This window comes from Azospirillum sp. UENF 211521, from assembly GCF_058780535.1.
In genome coordinates this window covers 2586878-2609368 of record NZ_JBSNCF010000001.1, presented here as the reverse complement: position 1 = coordinate 2609368, position 22491 = coordinate 2586878, and the positions used below count along the sequence as shown (strand labels likewise).

The window sequence follows — 22491 nt, the reverse complement described above, 5'->3', positions numbered from 1 at the left end:
GACATACAAGTGACGAGAGGGTTAACGGGCCGGTGTCACTCCAGCCCGGCCTTCTTGCGCACGTCGTAGCTGCGCGTCCTCGACCACTCCTCCATGAACTTGACCAGCTCGGCGTCGGGCGGGTCGGGGAGGACGACCTTCAGCTTCACATACTGGTCGCCGGCCTGCTTGGTCGCCTGGTTCATCACGCCCTTGCCGCGCAGCCGCAGGGTGGAGCCGGTGTTGGCCCCCGGCTGGATCTTCAGAGCGACCGGTCCACTGACGGTCGGCACGCGGATGGTGGCGCCGAGAACCGCCTCGTTCAGGGTGATCGGCACCTCGACGTGGATGTCGGAGCCCTGGCGGGTGAAGAAGGGGTGCGCCTCGACATGGACCTCGACGATGGCGTCGCCGGCCCCGAAGCCGCCGGCGCCGGGGAGCCCCTGGCCCTTCAGCCGCAGCTTGGCCTGATCCTCCGTCCCCGGCGGAACGGTGACGTCGATGCTCTTGCCGTTGGACAGGCTGATGCGCCGCTTGGTGCCCTGCGCCGCCTCGACGAAGGGCACGGAGACCGAGTAATTGATGTCGCTGCCGCGCGACCGGGAAGCGCCGCCGCCCGCGCCGCCGCCCGCCGCGCCGCCGCGCTTGCGCCCGCCGCTGAATAGGTCGGAGAACCAGTCCTCGCCGCCGAAGAAGGAATCGTCGCCGGCGCTGCCGCCGGCCCCGCTGTAGGCGCGGCTGCGTCCGGCGTTGGCGCGGGAGCGGCCGCCGAAGCCGTGGTGCCGTTCCTGGCCGGAGGCGTCGATCTCGCCGCGGTCGAAGCGGGCGCGCTTGTCGGAATCCGAGAGCAGCGTGTAGGCCGCCGAGATTTCCTTGAAGCGCTCCTCGTTCGCGGCGTTGCCGGGCTTCAGGTCGGGATGGAACTCCTTGGCGAGCTTGCGGTACGCCTTCTTGATGTCGTCGGCGCTCGCGGAGCGGGTGAGGCCGAGGATTTGGTAAGGGTCACGCATGCGGTCCACGGACAGAGTTATTCCACCCCGAAGCCCGGGGATGAGGCGTTACGAATTGGCGACGATCTTCCACGTACCGTCGGCCTGTTTGCAAGCGGTTCCGTAGGCCAATTCGGTCTGGCTCTTCGTGGTTACCGTTTGGTGGAACTCCCGGCAATACTGACCGGCGTTGTTGTAGCCCTCGCGCGTCGTGGTCAGCGAGCCGTAGTGGCCGGTCGCCGGGTTGGTCCAGCCGATCTTGTCGCCGACCGGGGCGGCGTAGGCGCGCTTGGCCGCGGTCTCGGCGGCGGCGGCGTCCGACGGCTCGATGGCGGCCGAACCGATGAAGGCGCCCAGCAGCGGGCCGGTGCCCGAGGAGGCGACCTTGCCCGACGCGTTGCCGTAGGTCGACGAGATCCGGCCGCCGACGGTCTCCGCGTTCTTGGTGGCTTCCTTGGAGGTGCTGACGCAACCCGCAAGCAGGGCGATCGCCATCGCCGCCGGGACGAGCTTCTTCACGAACATCGATGCTGCCTCGAAAGGTTGGGAGCCGGCGTGCCTTGCTTCTGGCGCACCGGTGGACACTCATATATGCGAGGCTATCCTATCTGTGAATTGGGCATATTTGTGAACTGGCAAGACGCCGGAAACGGCGCCGAAACCTGACGTTGAAACTATGGGCCTACGGCCGCGTGACGAGGGGACAATGAGCGAATCCAACGACCGGGACCCGTACGCCCTGTTCCAGGACTGGATGGACGAGGCCACCCGCAGCGAGATCAACGATCCCAACGCCATGGCGCTGGCCACCGCCGACGCGCAGGGGGCGCCGTCGGTGCGCATGGTGCTTCTGAAGGGCATCGATCCGCGCGGATTCGTCTTTTACACCAACACGGAAAGCCGCAAGGGCGAGCAGCTTCTGGCCAACGCCAACGCCGCCCTGTGCTTCCATTGGAAGACGCTGAAGCGGCAGGTCCGCGTCGAGGGCGCGGTGGAGCAGGTGTCCGACGCCGAGGCCGACGCCTATTTCGAGAGCCGCCCGCGCGAGAGCCGCATCGGCGCCTGGGCGTCGCAGCAGTCGCGCCCGCTGGAGGGCCGCTGGGAGCTGGAGAAGCGGGTCGCCCAGTTCGCCGCCAAGTTCGGTCTGGGCGCGGTTCCCCGCCCGCCGCACTGGACCGGATTCCGCATCCTGCCGCGGCGAATCGAGTTCTGGCAGGATCGCCCCTTCCGCCTGCACGAGCGGCTCGTGTACCTGCGCGAGGGTGATCCGGCGGCGCCGGAGCCGGCGCGCTGGACGACGGAGCGTCTCTTCCCGTAAAGGACCGGTACCGTCACCACATAAGAAGACGCTCATGAGCGAAGCGCGTTCGCACCGGCTGCGCCGGTACGCCACCTACGCCAGCGTGTCGGTCTCCCTGACGCTGATCCTGGCGAAGCTGGCGGCCTATCTGGCGACCGACTCGGTCAGCATCCTGTCGTCGCTGATCGACTCCAGCACGGACATGATGGCCTCGGTGGTGACGCTGCTCGGGGTGCGGACGGCGTTGCGCCCGCCGGACGAGGCGCACCGCTTCGGCCACGGCAAGGCGGAGGCGCTGGCCGCCCTGGCCCAGGCCGCCTTCATCGGCGGCTCGGCCCTGTTCCTGACCATCGAGGCGGTGCGCCGCCTCGTCACCCCGCAGCCGGTGGGCGAGGGGGCGGTGGGCATCGCCGTGATGCTGCTGTCCATCCTGCTGACCGCCGGCCTGATCACCTTCCAGCGCCATGTGGTGACCGCCACCGGCTCGGTCGCGGTGGGGGCGGACCGGCTGCATTATTCCGGCGACCTGCTGATGAACGCGGCGGTCATCCTGGCAATCCTGCTGACCGGCTGGACCGGCATCAGCGCCTTCGACCCGCTGTTCGGGCTGGGCATCGCCGCCTTCCTGCTCTACGGCGCCCGCAAGGTCGCCCGCGAGGCGCTGAACGTTCTGATGGACCGGGAGCTGCCGGCGGAGGAGCGGGAGCGCATCGTCGCGCTGGTGGAGGCGCAGCAGGACGTCGCGGGGATGCACGACCTGCGCACCCGCAGCTCCGGCGTCGGCGCCTTCATTGAGCTGCATCTGGAACTCGACCCCGCGCTGTCGGTCGCCAGGGCGCACGACATCACCGACCGGGTCGAGGACCGCCTGAAGGACGCCTTCCCCGGCGCCGAGGTCATGATCCACCAGGAGCCCGCCGGCCTTCAGGACGACCGGCTGGACCATCGCATCGCGGACGGCCAGAGCGTTGGTGGGCAAAGCGCTGATGGCCAGAGCCCCGGTGGCCCGGGCGTCGCTGAGTAAGGTGCCGCTGATTGGGGCGCCGCGGCGTCGCCGGCGGACGTTTTTCCGCCACCGGTTGCGCGTGGGTTACCGATGCGCAATAAATGATCACATTGCCTTTTAGAATGACCCTTCCTCCGTTGCGCATTTGTAAGAGTTCGGTAATAATTGCATTGGATTTTAGCGCTCTGCGCATTCTTGTGAAACGGATGGCGGAAAGATGGACAGTGCGTTCGGCAGCCGCTCTCATTTGATCGCGGACATTGCCACCGAAGCGGGCAATCTCGGCATCGAGATCGCGGACATCGCGGGCCATGTGGAGGAGGTCAACGGCCGCCTCGGCCATCAGGCCAACGTTTTCGCGCAGTTGCGCGGCACCGGGAACAAGATGTCGGAGAGCACGCAGCGCATCTCCGCCGCCGCCAGCGTGGCGCGTTCCGTGACCGAGCAGGCCCGGCAGGAGGTCGAATCATCCCACGACCGGGTCCAGCGGTCGATGAACGACATCCACACCCTCGTCGCCGCCGTGGGAAGCATCGAAGGGCAGATCGCCGGCCTTCAGGAGGCGCTGGACCGGGTCGGCCGGGTCGCCAAGGAGATCTTCGTCATCGCCAAGCAGACCAACCTGCTGGCGCTCAACGCGACCATCGAGGCGGCGCGCGCCGGGGAGGCCGGGCGCGGCTTCGCCGTGGTGGCGAACGAGGTCAAGGCCCTGTCCAAGAAGACCAGCGAGGCGACGACGGAGATCGACGCCACGCTGAAGTACCTGAACGACCAGGCGCAGCGCCTGATGGCCGAAAGCGCGTCCAGCGCCGGCAAGGCCCGCGCGGTGAGCGAGGGCACCACCGCCATCGGCGCCGTCATCGAAACCGTCGGGCGCGCCATGGCGGAGCTGAACGGCGAGACGGACAAGATCGATGCGGCCTCCTCGGAGATTGGCGCCAACTGCGAGGAGCTTCAGCACGAGATCGACGACCTCGCGGTCGGCGTGCAACTGTCCAGCGACAATCTGGCCCAGGCGCGCGACCGCGTGAACACGCTGGTCGGCATGAGCGAGCGGCTGATCGGCATCACCGCCGAGCTGGACGTGGAGACGGTGGACACCCCCTTCATCCGCATGGTCAGCGACGCCGCGTCGCGCATCTCCGCGGACTTCGAGGACGCGCTGTCGCGCGGCGAGGTGCGCGAGGGCGATCTGTTCGACAGCAACTACCAGCCCATCCCCGGCTCCAACCCGCAGCAGCACATGACCCGCTTCACCGAGTTTTGCGACCGCATGCTGCCGAAGGTCCTCGATTCGCTGCTGGGGCAGAACGAGCGCATCGTCTTCTGCGTGGCGGTCGATTCGAACGGCTACCTGCCGACTCACAACCGGAGGTTCAGCCAGCCCCAGGGGAACGACCCGACCTGGAACGCGGCCAATTGCCGCAATCGGCGTATCTTCAACGACCGGGTCGGCCTCGCCGCGGGGCGCAGCACGAAGCCGTTCCTGCTCCAGACCTACCGTCGCGACATGGGCGGCGGCCAGTACACCCTGATGAAGGACGTGTCCGCTCCGATCACCGTGCGCGGGCGGCACTGGGGCGGGCTGCGCCTGGCCTACAAGGTCTGAACCGCCGCCTCCGTCCCGCCCCCCGGTTCGCGTGCCATTGAATGTTGCAGTTTTGTGATTGCATCCATTGAATGCCGCCGGGGTGGGTTGCGGATGGTCGGCTGAGCCGGAAAGAATCGGTCGTTCGGTCATCCACGGGCGTCATCGCTGATGATCCTGGGAGGTGATGTTTATGCCCGAGCGAATCGTGGCTTTGTCGCGCGCCGTGTCCGATCTCGCCACGCGCAAGATGGATGAGATCCAAGCCGTCACGAACACGACCAAGATCCTGGCGCTCAACGCCCTGATCGAGGCGATGCGCGCGGGGGAGGCCGGGCGCGGCTTCGCCGTGGTGGCCCAGGAGGTGAAGGCCATTTCGGAGCGGATCACCGGCATCGGTGACGAGCTGCGCACCCAGCTGGCCGTGCAGACGGACGAGCTGAACACGCTCGGCAACCGTTTGGTCTCGCAGTTGCGGGGCGGCCGGCTCGCCGATCTGGCGCTCAACATGATCGACATCATCGACCGCAATTTGTACGAGCGGTCCTGCGACGTTCGCTGGTGGGCCACGGACCGCGCCGTGGTGGATTGCGCTGCCGATCCCTCGGAGTCCAACCGCCGCGAAGCCGCGCAGCGGCTGGCCGTCATCCTCGGCGCCTACACGGTCTATCTCGACCTCTGGGTCGTCGACGCCCGGGGCGTCGTCCTGGCGAACGGACGGCCCGACCGCTATCGCCGCCCGGTGGGCGCGTCGGTCGCGTCCGAGTCCTGGTTCCGCGAGGCCATGTCGACCCGCAGCGGCACCGATTTCGCGGTGGCCGACATCGGCGCCAACGACCTGCTGGACCGCGCCACCGTCGCCACCTACGCCACGGCCATCCGGGCCGGCGGGGAGGAGAACGGCCCGATCATCGGCGTGCTGGGCGTCTTCTTCGACTGGCAGCCCCAGTCCCAGGGCGTGGTCGACTCCGTCCGCCTGACCGACGAGGAGCGCGCCCGGACCCGCTGCCTTCTGGTGGACAGCCGTCACCGCGTGATCGCCGCGTCCGACCGCCGGGGCGTCCTGACGGAGAGTTTTCCCCTGCGTACCGGCGGCCAAGGGCAAGGCAGCTATTCCGACGACCAGGGGCGTGTGGTTGGTTTCGCCGTGACGCCGGGCTATGAAACCTACAAGGGACTCGGCTGGTTCGGAGTGATCGTCCAGAACTCCGCCAGTCATTGCGAATAGGCGTTTCGGATTGCAGCAATTCGAATCTTTTGCGGGTCGCGCTTGAAATGTTAGCGAAACACCGCCGTGGTGCAGTTGAGCCACGGAAAGGTGTTTCGCATGCAGGCTCTCAGGCAGATCGTGATCGTACCGGAACAGGAAGACGACCTCGTGGCGGAGGCGATCCGCGACGTGTGTGTGGCGGACGTCATCGATCAGGCCACGAAGGATCGGCTGGTGGATGGGCTGACCGTCCTGAAGGCCGGACTTCCCTGCACCGATGCCGGCTGCACCGGCTGCGTCCACCGGCGGTCCTGCGAACGTTTCATCGAAAGCATCCTGTGGACCAGTTGAGCCCCTGCCAATCCGGAAGGGGACGGCCTCCCTCTTTGGAACCGGCGGGGCTGTGACGGTCATCACCGCGTAAACCGAAAACCATGCTAAAATGCCGTTTTAACGGTCCCCGCCTGCGGTTTCCCCAGGGGTTTCCCCAGGGGATTCCCCAGGGGATTCCACGGCGGCGCGGTGGCCCGGAGATTGGCGTCTTGAGGTCGGTATGGGCTTTTCGGTGACCTTCTGGGGGGTTCGGGGCACGGTTTCCTGCCCCCTGCCGTCCCATATGGGCTTCGGCGGCAACACGAGTTGCGTTGAGGTCCAGGCGGGCGACCAGCGCATCGTCATCGACGCCGGCACTGGCATCCGCATGCTCGGAAAACGCCTGCTGAAGGAGGGCGCCGCCACGGCGACCCTGCTGATGAGCCACACCCATCTGGACCACATCTGCGGCTTTCCCTTCTTCGCCCCGGCCTACACCAAGGGCTTCCACCTGCGCATCGTCTCCGGCCACCTGAACGGCACCCCCGGCATCGAGGCGGCCATGGCCCGGCAGATGGAGCGCCCCCTGTTTCCGGTGCCCATGCGCACCATGGGAAGCAACATCGTGTTCGACGAGATCACGGCCGGCGACCGGTTCGCGCTGGGTGAGGGGGTGCAGGTCCGCACGGCGCGCCTGAACCATCCGGACGGCGCCACCGGCTACCGCATCGAGCATATGGGCAAAGCCTTCGCCTATGTGACCGACACCGAGCATGTTCCGGGCCACCCCGACCGCAACATCCTGGACCTGATCGACGGCGCCGACCTCGTGCTCTACGACAGCACCTACACCGACGAAGAATGGCAGAACCGCATCGGCTGGGGCCATTCCACCTGGACCGAGGGCGTCCGGCTGGCCCAGGCGGCCGGCGTGAAGAGGCTGGTGCTGTTCCACCACGACCCCGACCATGACGACGCCGCCATGACCGCCATCGAGGCGGCGGCCCAGGCGGTGTTCCCGGACTGCTTCGCCGCACGGGAAGGGATGACGGTCACGCTGGCCTGACCTCGGCTTGGCGCCTCTGGCCGGACCCTATGCCGGGCCGTTATAGAGGGGCTTCCTCCCCCCGCAGCGAACCCCCATCCATGCCCATTCCCTTCCTGGCCGTCCCGCCCATGACGCTGACGGTCGTCGCGCTGTTCGTCCTCACCTATGTCGGCATGGCGCTGGGGCGCTTCCCCGGACTGCGCATCGACCGCACCGGCATCGCCCTGGTCGCGGCCATCCTTCTGCTCGCCATCGGGGCGCTGGAATCGGGGCAGGTGACCGAGGCCATCGACTTCCCGACCCTGTTCATCCTGTTCGGGCTGATGGTGCTGTCCGCCCAATACGCGGCCAGCGGCTTCTACGACTGGTGCGCCCTGCGGGTCGCGCAGGCGGCGCGTTCTCCGGCCCGGCTGCTGGCGGTGACGGTGGCGGTGGGCGGAGGCCTGTCGGCGATCCTCGCCAACGACGTGGTGGTCTTTGCCATGACGCCGATGCTCTGCGTCGGACTGCTGGCGCGCCGGCTGGACCCGCGGCCCTACCTGATCGGTCTGGCCGGAGCGGCGAACGCCGGCTCGGCGGCGACGGTGATCGGCAACCCGCAGAACATCCTGATCGGCCAGATGGGCCATCTGGATTTCTGGCGCTTCCTGGCGGTCTGCGGGGTACCGGCGCTGGTCGGCCTCGTGGTGGTCTATGTCGTGGTGTGGCTCGCCTGGCGGGGCCGCTTCGGCGAGCCCGATGACCGGATGACCGGGGAGGGCGGGGCGGAGCCGGTGACGCTCGACCGGGCGCAGCTCGGCAAGGCGGTGGTGGCGACCCTGGTGCTTCTCGGCCTGTTCACCACCGACCTGCCCCACGAGATCGGCGTGCTGCTGGTCGCCGGGGCGATGTTGATCAGTCGGCGGCTGGCATCGCGCGGCATGCTGGGCATGGTGGACTGGCATCTGCTGGTCCTCTTCGCCGCCCTGTTCGCCATCAACCACGCGCTGAAGCTGACCGGCCTGCCGGCGGAGTTCGTGTCGGGGCTGGAGGCCGCCGGCTGGCTGCCCGACCGGCTGGCGGTGATGACCCCGCTCGCCCTGGCCGCCAGCAACAGCATCGGCAACGTGCCGGCGGTGATCCTGCTGCTCGCCGCTTGGCCATCGCCGCCGGAGGGGGCGCTCTACGGGTTGGCGATCCTGTCCACGCTGGCCGGCAACCTGCTGATCCCCGGCAGCCTCGCCAACATCATCGTGGTGGAGCGGGCGGCGGCCTCCGGCGTCCGGCTCGGCTTTGTGGAGCACGCCCGTTGCGGCATCCCGATGACCCTTTTGTCGATGGGATTCGCCGTTTTGTGGTTGTGGAGCACCGGCTGGATGCGTCTGAGCTGATTTTTCTCCTTATGGGCTATGCGAATGGTGCCGCCCCTCTCCGTCCGGGGCATTGCCCTCTCTTCGCAAAGCAAAAAACTTGGGGTGGCCTGTTTAAGGCAGCCCCAAGGCACCGATGCCCGAAGCTCAGACGCCCGAAGCACAGACGAAGGACGGAAACCGCATGTCAGAAGCCCAGACGCCCCGGACGCTGGACACCGGAGCCCAGGAACGGCCTCGGGAAACGCCCTGGGAGACGCCGGTCGTCGCGGTGGTGGTCACCCACAACCGTCTGGCCCTGCTGAAGACCTGTCTGGCGGCGATCCACGGGCAGGAGCCGCGGCCCGACCGCATCGTCGTGGTGGACAACGGCTCCAGTGACGGCACCGCCGAGTGGCTGGCCGAACAGAGGGCGGTGATGCCGGAGCTTCTGGTGGTCCGGCAGGCCAACATCGGCTCCGCCGGCGCCTACCACACCGCCTTCGCCACGGCGCTGGAACTGGGCGCCCGCTGGATCTGGAGCACCGACGACGACGGCATCCCGGCGCCCGGCGCGCTGGCCGAGCTGCTGCGCCAGGGCGAGCGGCACGACCTCGACCTCGTCGGGCCGACCGTGGTCGCGGCGGAGGACCGGGGCGATCTGGCCTTCACCATGCAGGGCTTCACCAAGGCCGACGCCTTCGCCGCCGCGGCGCAGGACGGCATCGTGCCCGGCACCATCGCGCTGTTCAACGGGACCCTGCTGCGCCGCCGCGTGTTCGAGCGGATCGGCAACATCAAGCGCGAGATGTTCATCTGGGGCGACGAGTGGGAGTTCACGCTGCGCGCCCGCCGGGCCGGGCTGCGCGACGGGACGGCGGTGCGCGCCCTGCACGTCCACCCGCGCAACCGCCGCACCCAGCGCCCGCTGGCCGGCGGCTTTCTCGGCACCATCGAGGAGATGCCGGAGAACCGCGCCCCCTATTTCTTCCGCAACATGGGCTACATCCACGCCACCTACGAGCGCAAGTCCATCGCCCGCATGATGGTCAAATACACGCTCTACTACCTGCTGCACCGGCGCGCCGACGTGAAGGGGCTGCGCGGCTTCTGGACCCATTACCGGGCCGGCCTCCAGAACCGCTATCCGCAGGACCTGCAGGCATCCCCCACGGCCGCGGCCCCTGTGGACGCCTCTGGCGCTCCGCCCCAGTCCTTCCCGAAAAGCGTCTGAGGGGGGCCGCATGTTCAGGGATTACACCGTCGACGGGCGGGCGGCGTCGCGCGCCGAGTCTGCGTATGTCTGGCCGGCCGCCCTGCTGATCCTGGTGGCGGCCTCGGTTCCCGTCTGGATGTTCGAGATTCCGGCGCTGGGCGACTACGTCAACCACGTCACCCGCATGTACGCCCTGGCCCATCTCGACCAGGACCCGGCGCTGGCGCAATTCTACATGGTGCGCTGGGCGATCATCCCCAATCTGGTGATGGACATCGTCGTGCCGCCGCTGGCGAAGCTGATCGGCGTGCACACGGCGAGCCGGCTGTTCGTCACCGCCAGCTATCTGGTGCTGGTGACCGGCTCCATTGCGCTGTACCGCGCCGTCTGGGGCCGGGTGGAACTGGGGCCGCTGGCCGCCGGGCTGTTCCTTTACACGCTGTCCACCTACATGGGCCTGTTCAACTACCTGTTCGGGCTGGGGTTGGCGCTGTGGGGAATCGCCGGCTGGATCGTGATGCGGGAGCGCGCCCCCTGGCAGCGCGGGCTGGCCTCGCTCGGCATCGTGCTGCTGCTGTTCCTCTCGCACCTGTTCGCGCTCGGGCTTTACGGCCTGACGCTGTTGTCCTTCGAGGGCTGGCGGCTGTGGCGGAGCGGCGGCTGGCGTGAGCCGCGGCGGGCGCTGCCGGACGCGCTGGCCTTCGGTCTGCCCTTCCTGATCGTGCCGCCGCTTCTGCTGATGAGCCCGTCGTCGGGCTTCGCCGACGCGGTGCTGTGGGTCGGCACGGCGAAGCTGATGGGCTTCGACTTCCTGTTCGGTGGCTACGCCGACACGGTCGGCTATGTGACGGGCATCGCGGTCGGGCTGGGGATCGCCTGGGGCCTGTGGAGCGGGGCGTTGCGCGTCCATCCGGTCGGCGCCATCACCATCGCGCTGGGGCTGCTGGTCTACGCGGCGATGCCGCTGGTCCTGTTCGGCTCCTGGTTCGCCGACAGCCGCCTGCCCATCGGCATCGCCTTCGTCGCGCTGGGCTTCATCCGGTGGGAACTGGCGACCTCGGCCATGCGAGCGGCCTTCCTCTCCGTGGTCGTTGCACTGTCGCTGTTGCGCAGTGCCGACGCCGGGGTGGGGCTCGCCAGGGTGGACCCGCTGCTGGAGGAGGTGCGCCAGTCCCTGCAGCGGATCGAGCCGGGAAGCACGGTGCTCGCCACCTACGCCGACGAGACGCTGCACAAGTCGATCTTCCGCGCCACCCAGTTCACCGACGACCGCGCCCTGTCCTTCGGCCTGCACCACGCGCCGGTGCTCGCGCTGATGGAGCGCTCCAGCCTCGTGCCGATCGCCTTCACCCATCCGGGCAAGCAGGTGCTGCTGCTGAAACCGGACTACGCGGATCTGGATGGTGATTTCACCTACATGCCGCGCATCGGTTACGTCGCCGATGCGGTGCGCCAGCCGGGCTTGCGCGACAACCATTACTGGGCCGACTGGCCCCGGCGCTTCGGTTACGTCTATGTGCTGTTCAGCGAGCCGGGCCGCGCCAATCCGGTGCCGGAGCATCTGACGCTGGTGCAGGAGGGGCGGTACTTCCAGCTCTACAAGGTGAAGTGAGGCGGGCGGTTGCCCCCACCCCGACCCTCCCCCGCTCTCGGCGGACCAAAGGTCCGCCTGCCGCGTCAGCGCAAACCTTTGGTTTGCGCGAGAGCTTTGCGGGAGAGGGTGCCTTCTGCGAAGCCACGACCGTCCCCTCCACCTCGAAGAGGGGGAGGGTTAGGGAGGGGGCAAAGCCACTCAGGCCGTCCCCTCCGCTCCCCAAACAAATTGGTCGAACATCGGCTGGATCACCGCCTCGCCGATGTCGCGGGTGATGAAGACGATCTTGGAGCGGTGATCCTCGCCGGGCCATTCCTGGAGCTGGACCGGCGGATGGAACATGTGCTGCACGCCGTGGACGACGACCGGCAGCGGGCTTTCCTTCACGTTCAGCAGCCCCTTGATGCGCAGCAGGTTTTCCCCGCCGGTGGCGATCAGGGCCTCCATGAAGTCGACGAAGCTGTTCCACGGGATCGGCTCGTCCACCACCATGCAGAAGGCGCGGATGTGGTCGTCGTGCCGGTTGGTGTCGTGGTGATGGTGATCGTGCCCGCAGTCGGGACCGCAGGCGTCGCCATGCTCATGGTCATGCCCATGGCCGTGATCATGACGATGGTGGTCATGCCCGTGATCATGGTGATGGGCCTGCTCGTCGCGGTACGCCTCCTCGCGGAGCCAGCGCGCCACGTCGGGGCTCTTGGTTTCCGGGTTGTAGAGACCGGCGTCGAACAGCAGAGCCGGATCGACCTCGCCGAAGGCCGCGGGGATCTGCGGGGCCGCCGGGTTGATCGCCGACAGGCGCTGGCACAGGGCGAGCGTCGTGTGGGGCGTGGCGAGGTCGGTCTTGGTCAGAACGATGCGGTCGGCGACGGCGGCCTGCTTCACGCTCTCCGGCTGGCGGTCGAGCTGGTTGGCGCCGTGCACCGCGTCCACCGTGCTGATGACGCCGTCCAGGCGGAAGCGGGCGGCCAGCAGCGGGTCGCTCATCAGCGTGTGGATGATCGGGGCCGGGTCGGCGAGGCCGGTGGTCTCCACGACCACCCGGTCGAACTCCGGGATGTCGCCGCGCACGCGCTTCAGAAACAGGTCGCGCAGCGTGTCGACGAGGTCGCCGCGGATGGTGCAGCACAGGCAGCCGCTGTCCATCAGCACCATGTTCTCCGACGCCTTGGCGACCAAGAGGTGGTCCAGCCCGACCTCGCCGAACTCGTTGATGACCACGGCGGTGCGGGCCATGCCGGGATGGTGCAGGAGCCGTTGCAGCAGCGTGGTCTTGCCGCTGCCGAGGAAGCCGGTCAGCACCGAGACGGGCAGGCGGGGCGCCGGTTGGGCGGCGGGGGTGGGTGCGGCGGTCACGGGGTCTTCTCCTGGCAGTCGGTGCATGTGCCGCGCACCTCGACGGTGGGGCGGCTGACCTGGAAACCATGCTCGGCGGCGATGGTGCCGATGGCGGCGCGGATGCGCGGGTCGTCGATCTCCACGGCGTTGCCGCAGGTCTCGCACACCAGGAACTGCCCGGAATGGACGGCCCCCGGCGCCGCGCAGCCGATGTAGGCGTTCAGCGATTCGATGCGGTGGACCAGCCCGTGCTCCACCAGGAACTCCAGCGCGCGGTAGACGGTCAGCGGGGCGGTGGCCTTGCCCTCGCGCTGGCTGAGGTCTTCCAGGATGGCGTAGGCGCCGCGCGGCTTGTGGCTGTTCCAGACCAGTTCCAGCACCTGCCGGCGCAGCGCGGTCAGCCGGGCGCCGCGCTCCGCGCACAGGGCGTCGGCGCGCGTCAGCGCATCGGCGATGCAATGCGCGTGGTCGTGCCCATGGCGGGAGGCCGGGCCGGCGGTGGAGTGGGGATCGGTGGTCATGGCGTTATCTTATTACATCGCCGGACACCGACACCAGACAAAGAAGAAGGGCGGCCCCGGACGCGGGGGCCGCCCTTTCAAGGCGTGTCGCTGGATTATGGGACGGTCAGGCGTACGGTCAGAGACCGATTACGCCGCCATCCTTCTTGGTGATGGCGACCACCGACGGGCGCGGCGGCATGTTGGGCTTGAAGTCGGGCCAGCGGGTCGCCGGGTCCTCGAAGGAGGAGAGCTTGCCCTTGAAGCCTTCCCATTGGTCCACACCATCGGTGGCCGGGTGCTGCACGGCGACGAACAGGGTCTTGTCGTCGGTGGTGAAGCAGGGGCCGCACATCTCCGCGCCCACCGGCACGCGGTAGAACATCTTGGACAGGCCGCGCAGGTCGCCGTCGGTCTCCACGGCCCAGACGCCGTCGGCGGTGCCGGACGCCTTCTTCCAGTTCTCGCCCTGGTCGGTGGTGATCCACAGGCGGCCGCGGTGGTCCACCGCCGCGTTGTCGGGGCAGGAGAACCAGCCGTTGGCCGAGGTGTCGGCGTGGAACTGCGCCCCGACCTTCTCGTCCGCCGGGTTGCCGCCGCGGACCAGGATCGTCCATTCGGCCTTGGTCGCGGCGTGGTTGCCGTTCTCCGGCAGGATCTCGACGATGTGGCCCCAGTTGTTCTCGGCGCGCGGGTTGGTCGCGTCCACCTGCTCCGGCTTGCGGCGGGAGTTGTTGGTGAGGATGACGTAGACCTTGCCGGTCACCGCGTTGACCTCGATGTCCTCCGGACGGTCCATCTTGGTGGCGCCCAGCGCGTCGGCGGCGAGGCGGGCGTTGATCAGGACGGTGGCCTGGTCGGGGAAGCCCTTCTCGGCGGTCAGCGGGCCCTGGCCATGGACCAGCGGCAGCCATTCGACCGAGGCGTCGGCCTTGAACTTCGCCACATAGAGCGTTCCGGTCTCCAGGATGTCCATGTTGGCGGCGCGGTTCTTCGGGTCGAACTTCCTGGCCGCGACGAACTTGTAGACATAGTCGAAGCGCTCGTCGTCGCCGGTGTAGGCGACCACGGTGCCGTCCTTGCCCAGCGCGACCTGGCAGGCCTCATGCTTGAAGCGGCCGAGCGCCGTGCGCTTCTTCGGGGTCGAAGTCGGGTCGTAGGGATCGATCTCGACGATCCAGCCGAAGCGGTTGGACTCGTTTGGCTCCTTAGCGATGTCGAAGCGGTCGTGATGGACGCCCCAGTTGTACCATTCGCCGGGGAAGCCGTAGCGCTTCAGCACCTTGGCGTTCGGGTTGGTGTCCTCGACCTTGCCCCAGAAGTAGCCGTTGAAGTTTTCCTCCGCCGACAGCCAGGTGCCCCAGGGCGTCATGCCGCCGGAACAGTTGTTCAGCATGCCGCGGACCTTCGTGCCGGTCGGGTCGTAGCTGGTCTTCATCAGGGCATGGCCGGCGGCCGGGCCGGTGATGGCGCAGGGCGTCTCGCCGGTGATGCGGCGGTTGTAGCGGGAGTCCGCCACCGTCACCCACTTGCCCTTGACCTTGCGGATTTCGACGACGGTGCCACCGTGGGCGGCCATCTCGATGTCCACCAGCGCCTTGGTCATGCGGGCGAACTTGTCCTTCTGCTGTTCCACGCCGACGCCGGGGAACATGACCTCCTCGTCGGTGTATTCGTGGTTCACGCAGAGCAGGGCCCGGTCCGGCGACTGCGAGCCGAGCGGCAGCGGGGCGTAGCCGACGAAGTCGTTGTTGTAGCCGAACTGCTTCGACTGCGCCTCGGCCGACTGGTTCATCGGATCGAAGGCCGGCGCGCCGGGGACCACCGGGTCGCCCCAGCGGATCAGGATGTCGGCGTTGTAGCCGGATGCCACGTGATGGTCGGCGTCGACGCCGTGAGCCACTTCCTGGAAGGAGAAGCTGGCCTTGGCCGGGCGCGGGGCGCCGGTCACGGCGGCCTCGGCCCCGCGGGTCGGGGAGAGCAGGGCGGCCGGGCCGATCAGGGCGCTGACCGCGGCCCCGCTCAGCATGCCGCGCATCATGTCGCGGCGGCCGAGGCGCGCGTTGATGACGTCGCCCATGGTCGGGTTTTCGGACGGGTTGGAGCCGATGTCCTCGCGGCCCTCGAAGGTCAGATACTTGGTGCCCTTCTGGGGCAGGTCATGGGTGTCCATCGGTGTGCCTCGTCTCTTTCCGCAAATTTATTTGGGGTTGGGCGGGCGCACCTTACCGGGGGCCTGTGACGGTTTCTTTGCACTCCCATGAAGGCGGAATGAAAACACACGGTCGGGTTTCACGACTCTGTGTCGATCAATCACTGGATTTTTTGATCTCCTGGAAGGCGGCCAGCGCGCGGTCGCGGGCGGTGCCATGGTCGACGATCGGCCGCGGGTAGTCCTTGCCGAGCGTCACCCCCGCCTGCCGCAGCGCCTCGTCCGGGGCTTCCCAGGGCTTGTGAATCCAGCGGTTGGACAGCTTTTCCAGTTCCGGCACGTAGCGCCGGACATAGGCCCCCTCCGGGTCGAACTTCTCGCCTTGGAGGATCGGGTTGAAGACGCGGAAGAACGGCGCCGCGTCGGCGCCGCAGCCGGCCACCCACTGCCAGTTGCCGGCGTTGTTGCCGATGTCGGCATCGACCAGCGTGTCCCAGAACCACGCCTCGCCCTCCTGCCAGGGGATCAGCAGGTCCTTGATGAGGAAGGAACCGACGATCATCCGCACGCGGTTGTGCATCCAGCCGGTCTGCCAGAGCTGCCGCATTCCGGCGTCCACGATGGGGTAGCCGGTGCGCCCGCGTTGCCACGCGCGCAGGCCCGCCTTGTCGGTCCGCCAGGGGAAGCGGGCGAAGCGCGTGTCCAGCGGCGTGTCCGGAATGCCCGGCTCCTCGCGCAGCAGGTGGTGATTGAACTCCCGCCAGCCGAGTTCCCGCAGGAAGGCTTCGGCGCCCGCGGCCAGCTCATGCCGCTGGTCGGCGGCGTGGCGCGCGGCGTGCCAGATCTGCCGTGGCCCGATCTCGCCGAAGGCGAGGTGCGGCGACATCGCAGAGGTCCCGTCATGGTCCGGGCGGTCGCGCTCCGCCGGGTAGGCGGCGACCGGGCCGTCGAGAAAATCGGCCAGCCGCTCGCGGGCCGCCGCCTCGCCGGGTGTCCAGCGCTCGCGCAGGCCGCCGGCCCAGTCCGGTGCGCTGGGCAGCAGCCCCCAGTCCTTCAGCGACTCGCTGGACACCGCCTTGGCCGGCGGGGTCAGCTTGGTCGGCGCGCGGGTGGGGCGCGGCGGCTCCGGCATCGACAGCAGCGCCTTCCAGAAGGGCGTGAAGACCCGGAAGGGCGTGTCCGACTTGGTGCGGATGGTTCCCGGCTCATAGAGCAGGGCGGCGTTGTGGGGATGCACCGTCACGCCGCGCGCGGTCAGCCGCTCGCCCACCCGGCGGTCGCGGGCGATGGCGGTGGGGCCGGCGCGGCGGTTGCACAGCACCGTGTCGGCGCCGGTTTCTTCGGCCAGCGCCGCCAGCACCGCGGCGGGGTCACCGCTGCGCAGCACCAGGGGCGAGCCGAGCGTGGCCAGCGCCTTGCCCAGCCGCTCCAGGCTGCCGTGCAGCCACCAGCGGGAGGCGGCGCCGGGAAGCCAGGGATCGTGGGCGTCCTTCTCCCGGATGTAGACCGGGATGACCGGCGCCCCATCCTCCGCCGCGGCGCTGAGCGCCGGGTTGTCGGCAAGGCGAAGATCGTTGCGGAACCAGACGAGGATGGGGGATTGATCGGTCTTCATCGGCCAACTTTAAGGACATGGACAGAAGAACGGGCATGCCAAAACGCCGCAGCCAATGACCACGGTCAGTGGCTCTTGCTACGCGGCGCCGATTGTTCCGGATCACCACGGCGGCGAAAATTTTTCCTGGGGAAATCCTATTGACGGCGATTTCCGCACCGCTATTTCCGCCTTCGCTGCCACGACGTGGAGCCGGAGGCACGGCGGCCGACGGCGCCGGTTCCACGGTCGGGGGAGGAAAGAGACGCCATCAACGGAGGAAACCATATGTCCCGCCTGTCGCGCTTGCTGACCGCCGCCACCGTCGCCCTGCCGCTGTCCCTCGCCGCCATGTCCGCAAAGGCGGCGGACATCGTGGACACTGCCGTGGCGGCGGGCCAGTTCAAGACGCTGGTCCAGGCCGTCCAGGCCGCCGGCCTCGCGGACACGCTGAAGGGCACTGGCCCCTTCACCGTCTTCGCCCCGACCGACGAGGCTTTCGCCAAGCTTCCCGCCGGCACCGTCGAAAATCTTCTGAAACCGGAGAACCGTGAGAAGCTCCGCTCCGTACTCACCTATCATGTGGTGTCGGGCAAGGTGACTTCGGCCGATATCGCCGGCAAGACGGCATCGCCGAAAACCGTGCAGGGCACCACCGTGGATATCGACGCGACGAAGGGCGGCGTGATGGTGGACAACGCGAAGGTCGTGAAGCCCGACATCATGGCGTCCAACGGCGTCATCCACGTGATCGACACGGTCATGATGCCGAACTGACGTTCTGCTTTTTCATTGAGGTCCCTCCTGCTGGACGTTTCACCGCCGGTTCCGGCAGGACCACTCGCCCGGAGAGTTCCCCGACTCTCCGGGCTTTTTCTTTTTACGCCTTGTCCGGGGACAGGCGGCTGCGCGGGAAGCGGTGGACCTTGCCGCGGGCCAGCAGATGCACCTCGAACCGCGCCGCCAGCAGGCCGGACACCGCCGGATCCAGCACGTTCAGCCCGCCCGCGAAGGCGCCGAAGGCCGGCAGGATCAGCTTTACCCCGTCGAAGGCGAAGCAGCGCTCCCGCACCCGCCGGCCCGGCACGACGACGGCGGCCACCGGGTGCAGATGCCCCGACAACTCGCCCACGGCGCCGGGCACCGCCTCGTGCCGGAAGGTCAGTGGGCCGAGCGCCAGCTCGTCCAGGATGCGCCCGCCGAACCCCCCCGGCGGCTCCGGGTCGTGGTTGCCGGTGACCCACAGCCAATCCGCCACCCGCCCGGTCAGGTCGCGCAGCCGCGCCACGTCCCCCGCCTCCATGCGGCTCGCCGCGCGGCGGTCGTGGAAGCTGTCGCCGAGGCAGATCACCCGCTCCGGAGCCAGCCGCTCCACCAGCTCCGCCAGCCGGCCGAGCGTCGCCCGCGTGTCGTAGGGCGGCAGCATCCGCCCGCGCGCCGCGAAGGCGGAGCCCTTCTCCAGATGCAGGTCGGCGACCACCAGCGTCCGCTCCGCCGGCCAGACCAGCGCGCCTGAGGGATCGGGGGCCAGCGCGGCGCCCCGCAAGGTCATCGTCGTGTCCATGGTCATCACAGCGTCAAGCGGCCTTGGCTGTCACCGTCGGACGCCAGTTCCGGCATCGCCTCGGCCACCAGATCGGCGGCGGCCTGTTCCAGAAGCTCGTCGGTGGCGGAGCCGTCCACCCGCTCCCGCCCGATCTCCAGGATGACCGGCACGGCGAGGGGAGAAATGCGGTCGAGGTCCTTGTGGGTGATCCGGCCCTTCACCCGGATCAGGAAATCCGACAGGCGCCGCACGTCGGTCAGCCCGCCTGCCGCGTCGGCGCGGGTGGCGCGCAGCAGCACATGGCCGGGGTCGTGCTTGCGCAGCACGTCGTAGATCAGATCGGAGGAGAAGGTGACCTGCCGCCCCGACTTCTCCTGCCCGGGATGGCGGCGGTCGATGACCCCGGTGATCAGCGCCACGTTGCGGAAGGTCCGGCGCAGCATCGAGGACTCGTCCATCCAGGCTTCCAGATCGTCGCCCAGCATGTCCTGGTCGAACAGCCCGTCCATGTCCTTCGGTGTGCGCAGCGACCACACCGCCAGCACATAGTCGGTGGCGACGAAGCCGAGCGGTCCGCAGCCCATCCGCTCCATCCGCCGGGTCAGCAGCATCCCCAGGGTCTGGTGCGCGTTCCGCCCCTCGAAGGCGTAGACGACGAGGAAGCGCTTGCCCGCCTTGGGGAAGCTCTCCACCAGCAGTCCGTCGCGCGTCGGCAGGACGGAGCGCCAGCGCTGGAGCCGCAGCCATTCCTGCACGTCCTCCGGCAGGCCGGGCCACTGCGCCGGGTCGGCCAGCATGGCGCGCACCCGGTCGGCCAGCGCCGTGGTCAGCGGCAGCCGACCGCCGGCGTAGGCCGGGACCTTCGGCTCCCCGGTGCCGCCCTTCGCGACCTGTGCCTCCATCTCGCGGATGCCGAGGAACTTCAGCAACTGGCCGGCGAAGACGAAGGTGTCGCCGGGGGTGAGTCCCTGGATGAAATGCTCCTCCACCTCGCCCAGCACCGGGCCGCGGCTCAGGCGCACGCGCAGCATGGCCTCCTGCGTGATGGTGCCGACGTTCATGCGGTATTGCCGCGCCACCGCCGGCCCGGCCACCGCCATGCGCCCGTCCTCGCGCAGTTTCAGGCGGTGGAAGCGCTCGTAATTGCCGAGCGCGTAGCCACCGGTCGCCACGAAGTCCAGCACGTCGTCGAACTCGTCCCGCGGCAGCCCGGCGTAGGGGGCGGCGCGGACCACCTCGTCGTACAGGTCGTCGGGCCGGAAGGGCTCCGCGCAGGCCATGCCGAGCATGTGCTGGGCCAGCACGTCCAGCCCGCCGGGGCGGGGCCGCTCGCCGTCCAGGCTCATGGCCGCCACGGCGTCCAGGGCGGCGCGGCATTCCAGCACCTCGAACCGGTTGGCGGGGACGAGCAGGGCGCGGCTCGGCTCGTCCAGCCGGTGGTTGGCGCGGCCGATGCGCTGGACCAGCCTGCTCGCCCCCTTCGGCGCGCCGATCTGCACCACCAGATCGACCGCCGCCCAGTCGATGCCGAGGTCGAGCGAGGAGGTCGCCACCACCGCCCGCAGCTTGCCCGCCGCCATGGCGGCCTCGACCTTGCGCCGCTGCTCCGCCGCCAGCGAGCCGTGATGGAGCGCGATGGGCAGGCTGTCGTCGTTGCGGCGCCAGAGCTCCTGGAAGACCAGCTCCGCCTGGGCGCGGGTGTTGACGAAGACCAGCGTCGTGCGGTGGGCGCGGATGCGCTGGTAGACCTCTTTCAGCGCGTGCATGGCCATGCGGCCGGACCAGGGGAGCCGCTCGCGCGTCGTCAGGATCTCCACCTCGGCGGAGGCGCCGGCCCGGCCGGAGACCAGCCGCACGTCGCCGCCGTCCGCCTGCCCGGTCTTGGACAGCCAGGCGAGCAGCTGGGCCGGCTCCGCCACCGTGGCCGACAGCCCGACCCGTCGGGCCTGCGGTGCCAGCTTCGCCAGCCGCGCCAGCCCGAGGGCCAGCAGGTCGCCGCGCTTGGTCCCGGCCAGAGCGTGCAGCTCGTCGACGATGACGCAGCGCAGGTGCCGGAAGATCGTCGCCGCGTCGGCGTAGGCGATCATCAGCGCCAGACTTTCCGGCGTGGTCATCAGGATGTGCGGCGGGTTGGCCCGCTGCCGCCGCCGCTTGGATTCGGGCGTGTCGCCGGTGCGGGTTTCGGTGCGGATGGGCAGCCGCATCTCGGCGACGGGTTCCTCCAGATTGCGCTGGATGTCCACCGCGAGCGCCTTCAGCGGGGAGATGTAGAGCGTGTGCAGCCCCTCGCGCGGGCGCTCCGCCAGATCGATCAGCGAAGGCAGGAAGCCGGCCAGCGTCTTGCCGCCGCCGGTCGGGGCGATCAGCAGGGCGCTGTCCCCGGCGGCGGCGGCCTCGACCATGGCAAGCTGATGCGGGTGCGGCGCCCAGCCCCGCGACCGGAACCAGCCCTGGACATTGGCGGGGAGGAGGGGGGAGGGAAGGTCGGGCATGAAGGACCGGGTGATTCGCTGAGACCGGAAAGAATAGTGTCGCGAATCGAACGGAGCAAGAACGGCCGCGCTTTTGCGTCCCGTTGACGGCTTTCGAGGCTGTGGTATTTTGGGAGGCAAGGAGGTGATGCGCCTTCGGTCTCCTGGAGGCGGAGCCGGTTTCCCGACCCCGCCCATTGGTTCCTTAGCGATCGTGGCCCTGGTTGAAGCCCGCTTCGAACTCGAACTTCATCCGGAACCAGAAGCGTCGGAGCCACTTCAGGTACCTTTTCAAGCGCATCACCTCCTCTCGGATGCCGGACGGGTAGGGCCCGCCGGCACGCAACATCCAAAGGAATGCGTGTGCGCGGTCAACCGAGGATAGGGCTCGGTGGGGCGGCTGCGGCACTTGGGCGCGTGGTCGGGGTGCGAGGGCTTGCCCCCACCCTGACCCTCTCCCGCTAACGCAGGGGAGGGAATTAGGCGCCGGTGACGATGCGGACGTGGATGGGCAGGGGGATCGTGCCGCCCTGGGCCTGCGCGTCGAAGCGGCGGGTCACCTCGGCGTCCAGTTCGGCGCGCTGTCCGGCGGTGAGGGTGTGCAGGCGGTGACCGAAGCTCATCTCCAGCGTGGCGCGCCAGAAGGGCTGGCCCTGGGCGGCCTTGCGGACTGGAGTGATGTCGGTCTCGCCCACCGTGGCGAAGCCGGCGGCGCGCAAGGCCTCCGCCAGAAGGCCGGGGGCGGCGAAGCGAAACAGCGGGTCCAGGCTGCGGTCCTCGCCCAACTGGGCGGCGACGGCGTCGCCCACCGTGTCGAACAGGGCGTTGCCGGCGCGCGGCCCCCAGACCATGAAGGCCGCCCGCCCGCCGGGGCGCAGCACGCGGCGCAGTTCGGCCAGGGCCGCCGCCACGTCGGGGACGAACATGATGCCGAAGCGGCAGGTCGCCCGGTCGAAGCTCGCCGCGGCGAAGGGCAGGGCGGTCATGTCGGCGGCGGCGAAGGCCGGGCGCGGCCCGTCCGCGATCCCCGCGGCGCGGCGCCGGGCGCCGGCCATCATGCCGGGCACGAGGTCGCTGCCCACCACCAGCCCGTTCGGACCTGTCCGGAGGGCGGCGCTCAGCGCCGGTTCGCCGGCGCCGGAGGCGAGGTCCAGCACCCGGTCGCCCGCCGTCACGCCGGCGGCGTCGAGCAGGGGCTGGTTCAGCTTGTCGGCCAACTCGGCCATCGGGTCGGCCCAGCGGTCCCAGGCGTCGGCGCTGGCGGTCCAGCGAGCGCGCTCGGCGTCGCCGTCGATGGGGCAGGAGGACAAGTCGGGCATG

The 22491-nt window shown here is 69.0% G+C and carries 19 protein-coding genes; 10 read left to right on the top strand and 9 right to left on the bottom strand.

The genetic code is table 11. The features are described 5' to 3' along the window. Nucleotides 1–35 precede the first annotated feature (35 nt). Together ACWPN5_RS12265 and ACWPN5_RS12260 are read right to left on the bottom strand one after the other, a co-directional pair. A complete protein-coding gene (locus tag ACWPN5_RS12265; RefSeq protein ID WP_200477252.1) occupies nucleotides 36–989 on the bottom strand; it encodes a DnaJ C-terminal domain-containing protein in 954 nt (317 codons plus the stop codon). A gap of 48 nt (nucleotides 990–1037) precedes the next feature. Continuing rightward, entirely contained in the window at nucleotides 1038–1493 is a 456-nt protein-coding gene (locus ACWPN5_RS12260; RefSeq protein WP_145676938.1) for an RT0821/Lpp0805 family surface protein, read from the bottom strand. Between the two features lie 181 nt (nucleotides 1494–1674). Between ACWPN5_RS12260 and pdxH the strand changes: the two genes are divergently transcribed. The 9 genes from pdxH (at nucleotide 1675) to ACWPN5_RS12215 (ending at nucleotide 11588) form a co-directional block, all read left to right on the top strand. Next, entirely contained in the window at nucleotides 1675–2286 is a 612-nt protein-coding gene (gene pdxH / locus ACWPN5_RS12255; RefSeq protein WP_145686919.1) for a pyridoxamine 5'-phosphate oxidase, read from the top strand. A 34-nt stretch (nucleotides 2287–2320) separates the two neighbouring features. Further along, nucleotides 2321–3292, top strand: a complete 972-nt coding sequence (locus ACWPN5_RS12250) for a cation diffusion facilitator family transporter (RefSeq protein ID WP_145686917.1) — start codon at nucleotides 2321–2323, stop codon at nucleotides 3290–3292. A gap of 199 nt (nucleotides 3293–3491) precedes the next feature. Then, entirely contained in the window at nucleotides 3492–4883 is a 1392-nt protein-coding gene (locus ACWPN5_RS12245) for a methyl-accepting chemotaxis protein (RefSeq protein WP_145686915.1), read from the top strand. Nucleotides 4884–5055: 172 nt separating this feature from the next. Then, nucleotides 5056–6090 carry a methyl-accepting chemotaxis protein gene (locus tag ACWPN5_RS12240; protein WP_492295566.1) on the top strand — a complete coding sequence of 345 codons (1035 nt, stop codon included), beginning with the start codon at nucleotides 5056–5058 and terminating at the stop codon, nucleotides 6088–6090. Nucleotides 6091–6189: 99 nt separating this feature from the next. Beyond that, on the top strand, nucleotides 6190–6423 hold the full coding sequence (locus tag ACWPN5_RS12235) for a hypothetical protein (RefSeq protein ID WP_145676924.1): 234 nt from the start codon (nucleotides 6190–6192) through the stop codon (nucleotides 6421–6423). Nucleotides 6424–6625: 202 nt separating this feature from the next. Further along, a complete protein-coding gene (locus ACWPN5_RS12230) occupies nucleotides 6626–7450 on the top strand; it encodes an MBL fold metallo-hydrolase (RefSeq protein ID WP_145686910.1) in 825 nt (274 codons plus the stop codon). An 80-nt stretch (nucleotides 7451–7530) separates the two neighbouring features. Then, nucleotides 7531–8802: an SLC13 family permease gene (locus ACWPN5_RS12225; protein WP_492295564.1), complete on the top strand. Its 1272-nt coding sequence runs from the start codon at nucleotides 7531–7533 to the stop codon at nucleotides 8800–8802. Between the two features lie 163 nt (nucleotides 8803–8965). Beyond that, a complete protein-coding gene (locus tag ACWPN5_RS12220) occupies nucleotides 8966–9994 on the top strand; it encodes a glycosyltransferase (protein ID WP_145686906.1) in 1029 nt (342 codons plus the stop codon). Between the two features lie 10 nt (nucleotides 9995–10004). Next, a complete protein-coding gene (locus ACWPN5_RS12215) occupies nucleotides 10005–11588 on the top strand; it encodes a hypothetical protein (protein ID WP_492295561.1) in 1584 nt (527 codons plus the stop codon). Between the two features lie 180 nt (nucleotides 11589–11768). Here the strand turns inward: ACWPN5_RS12215 and ACWPN5_RS12210 are convergent, their stop codons facing one another. The 4 genes from ACWPN5_RS12210 to ACWPN5_RS12195 form a co-directional block, all read right to left on the bottom strand. Then, complete coding sequence (locus tag ACWPN5_RS12210) at nucleotides 11769–12953, bottom strand: CobW family GTP-binding protein (protein ID WP_492295559.1); 1185 nt, start codon at nucleotides 12951–12953, stop codon at nucleotides 11769–11771. Further along, entirely contained in the window at nucleotides 12923–13429 is a 507-nt protein-coding gene (locus ACWPN5_RS12205) for a Fur family transcriptional regulator (RefSeq protein ID WP_119509559.1), read from the bottom strand. The genes ACWPN5_RS12210 and ACWPN5_RS12205 overlap by 31 nt, the downstream gene beginning before the upstream one ends. A 118-nt stretch (nucleotides 13430–13547) precedes the next feature. After that, the gene (locus tag ACWPN5_RS12200) at nucleotides 13548–15581 is read right to left on the bottom strand and encodes a PhoX family protein (protein ID WP_492295557.1); all 2034 of its coding nucleotides are present in this window, start codon (nucleotides 15579–15581) and stop codon (nucleotides 13548–13550) included. A gap of 136 nt (nucleotides 15582–15717) precedes the next feature. Further along, nucleotides 15718–17175, bottom strand: coding sequence for a cryptochrome/photolyase family protein (locus ACWPN5_RS12195; protein ID WP_492295555.1), 1458 nt, complete (start codon nucleotides 17173–17175; stop codon nucleotides 15718–15720). A 267-nt stretch (nucleotides 17176–17442) separates the two neighbouring features. Between ACWPN5_RS12195 and ACWPN5_RS12190 the strand changes: the two genes are divergently transcribed. Further along, nucleotides 17443–17931 carry a fasciclin domain-containing protein gene (locus ACWPN5_RS12190; RefSeq protein WP_145686892.1) on the top strand — a complete coding sequence of 163 codons (489 nt, stop codon included), beginning with the start codon at nucleotides 17443–17445 and terminating at the stop codon, nucleotides 17929–17931. Nucleotides 17932–18034: 103 nt separating this feature from the next. On the opposite strand, the gene pdeM is transcribed toward ACWPN5_RS12190, so the two are convergent. From pdeM to ACWPN5_RS12175, 3 genes are all read right to left on the bottom strand, one after another. After that, nucleotides 18035–18724: a ligase-associated DNA damage response endonuclease PdeM gene (gene pdeM, locus ACWPN5_RS12185; RefSeq protein ID WP_492295552.1), complete on the bottom strand. Its 690-nt coding sequence runs from the start codon at nucleotides 18722–18724 to the stop codon at nucleotides 18035–18037. Next, entirely contained in the window at nucleotides 18724–21192 is a 2469-nt protein-coding gene (locus ACWPN5_RS12180; protein WP_492295550.1) for a ligase-associated DNA damage response DEXH box helicase, read from the bottom strand. Before ACWPN5_RS12180 ends, pdeM begins: the two co-directional genes overlap by 1 nt. Nucleotides 21193–21650: 458 nt before the next feature. After that, a complete protein-coding gene (locus ACWPN5_RS12175) occupies nucleotides 21651–22490 on the bottom strand; it encodes a class I SAM-dependent methyltransferase (protein WP_492295548.1) in 840 nt (279 codons plus the stop codon). Nucleotide 22491 lies beyond the last annotated feature (1 nt).

Coding starts and splice junctions, on each gene's coding strand:
- ACWPN5_RS12205 (WP_119509559.1), bottom strand. CDS start 13,429: ATGACCACCGATCCCCACTCCACCGCCGGCCCGGCCTCCCGCCATGGG.
- ACWPN5_RS12210 (WP_492295559.1), bottom strand. CDS start 12,953: ATGCACCGACTGCCAGGAGAAGACCCCGTGACCGCCGCACCCACCCCC.
- ACWPN5_RS12245 (WP_145686915.1), top strand. CDS start 3,492: ATGGACAGTGCGTTCGGCAGCCGCTCTCATTTGATCGCGGACATTGCC.
- ACWPN5_RS12220 (WP_145686906.1), top strand. CDS start 8,966: ATGTCAGAAGCCCAGACGCCCCGGACGCTGGACACCGGAGCCCAGGAA.
- ACWPN5_RS12195 (WP_492295555.1), bottom strand. CDS start 17,175: ATGAAGACCGATCAATCCCCCATCCTCGTCTGGTTCCGCAACGATCTT.
- ACWPN5_RS12260 (WP_145676938.1), bottom strand. CDS start 1,493: ATGTTCGTGAAGAAGCTCGTCCCGGCGGCGATGGCGATCGCCCTGCTT.
- ACWPN5_RS12200 (WP_492295557.1), bottom strand. CDS start 15,581: ATGGACACCCATGACCTGCCCCAGAAGGGCACCAAGTATCTGACCTTC.
- pdeM (WP_492295552.1), bottom strand. CDS start 18,724: ATGACCATGGACACGACGATGACCTTGCGGGGCGCCGCGCTGGCCCCC.
- ACWPN5_RS12175 (WP_492295548.1), bottom strand. CDS start 22,490: ATGCCCGACTTGTCCTCCTGCCCCATCGACGGCGACGCCGAGCGCGCT.
- ACWPN5_RS12215 (WP_492295561.1), top strand. CDS start 10,005: ATGTTCAGGGATTACACCGTCGACGGGCGGGCGGCGTCGCGCGCCGAG.
- ACWPN5_RS12240 (WP_492295566.1), top strand. CDS start 5,056: ATGCCCGAGCGAATCGTGGCTTTGTCGCGCGCCGTGTCCGATCTCGCC.
- ACWPN5_RS12180 (WP_492295550.1), bottom strand. CDS start 21,192: ATGCCCGACCTTCCCTCCCCCCTCCTCCCCGCCAATGTCCAGGGCTGG.
- ACWPN5_RS12230 (WP_145686910.1), top strand. CDS start 6,626: ATGGGCTTTTCGGTGACCTTCTGGGGGGTTCGGGGCACGGTTTCCTGC.
- ACWPN5_RS12250 (WP_145686917.1), top strand. CDS start 2,321: ATGAGCGAAGCGCGTTCGCACCGGCTGCGCCGGTACGCCACCTACGCC.
- ACWPN5_RS12265 (WP_200477252.1), bottom strand. CDS start 989: ATGCGTGACCCTTACCAAATCCTCGGCCTCACCCGCTCCGCGAGCGCC.
- ACWPN5_RS12235 (WP_145676924.1), top strand. CDS start 6,190: ATGCAGGCTCTCAGGCAGATCGTGATCGTACCGGAACAGGAAGACGAC.
- ACWPN5_RS12190 (WP_145686892.1), top strand. CDS start 17,443: ATGTCCCGCCTGTCGCGCTTGCTGACCGCCGCCACCGTCGCCCTGCCG.
- ACWPN5_RS12225 (WP_492295564.1), top strand. CDS start 7,531: ATGCCCATTCCCTTCCTGGCCGTCCCGCCCATGACGCTGACGGTCGTC.
- pdxH (WP_145686919.1), top strand. CDS start 1,675: ATGAGCGAATCCAACGACCGGGACCCGTACGCCCTGTTCCAGGACTGG.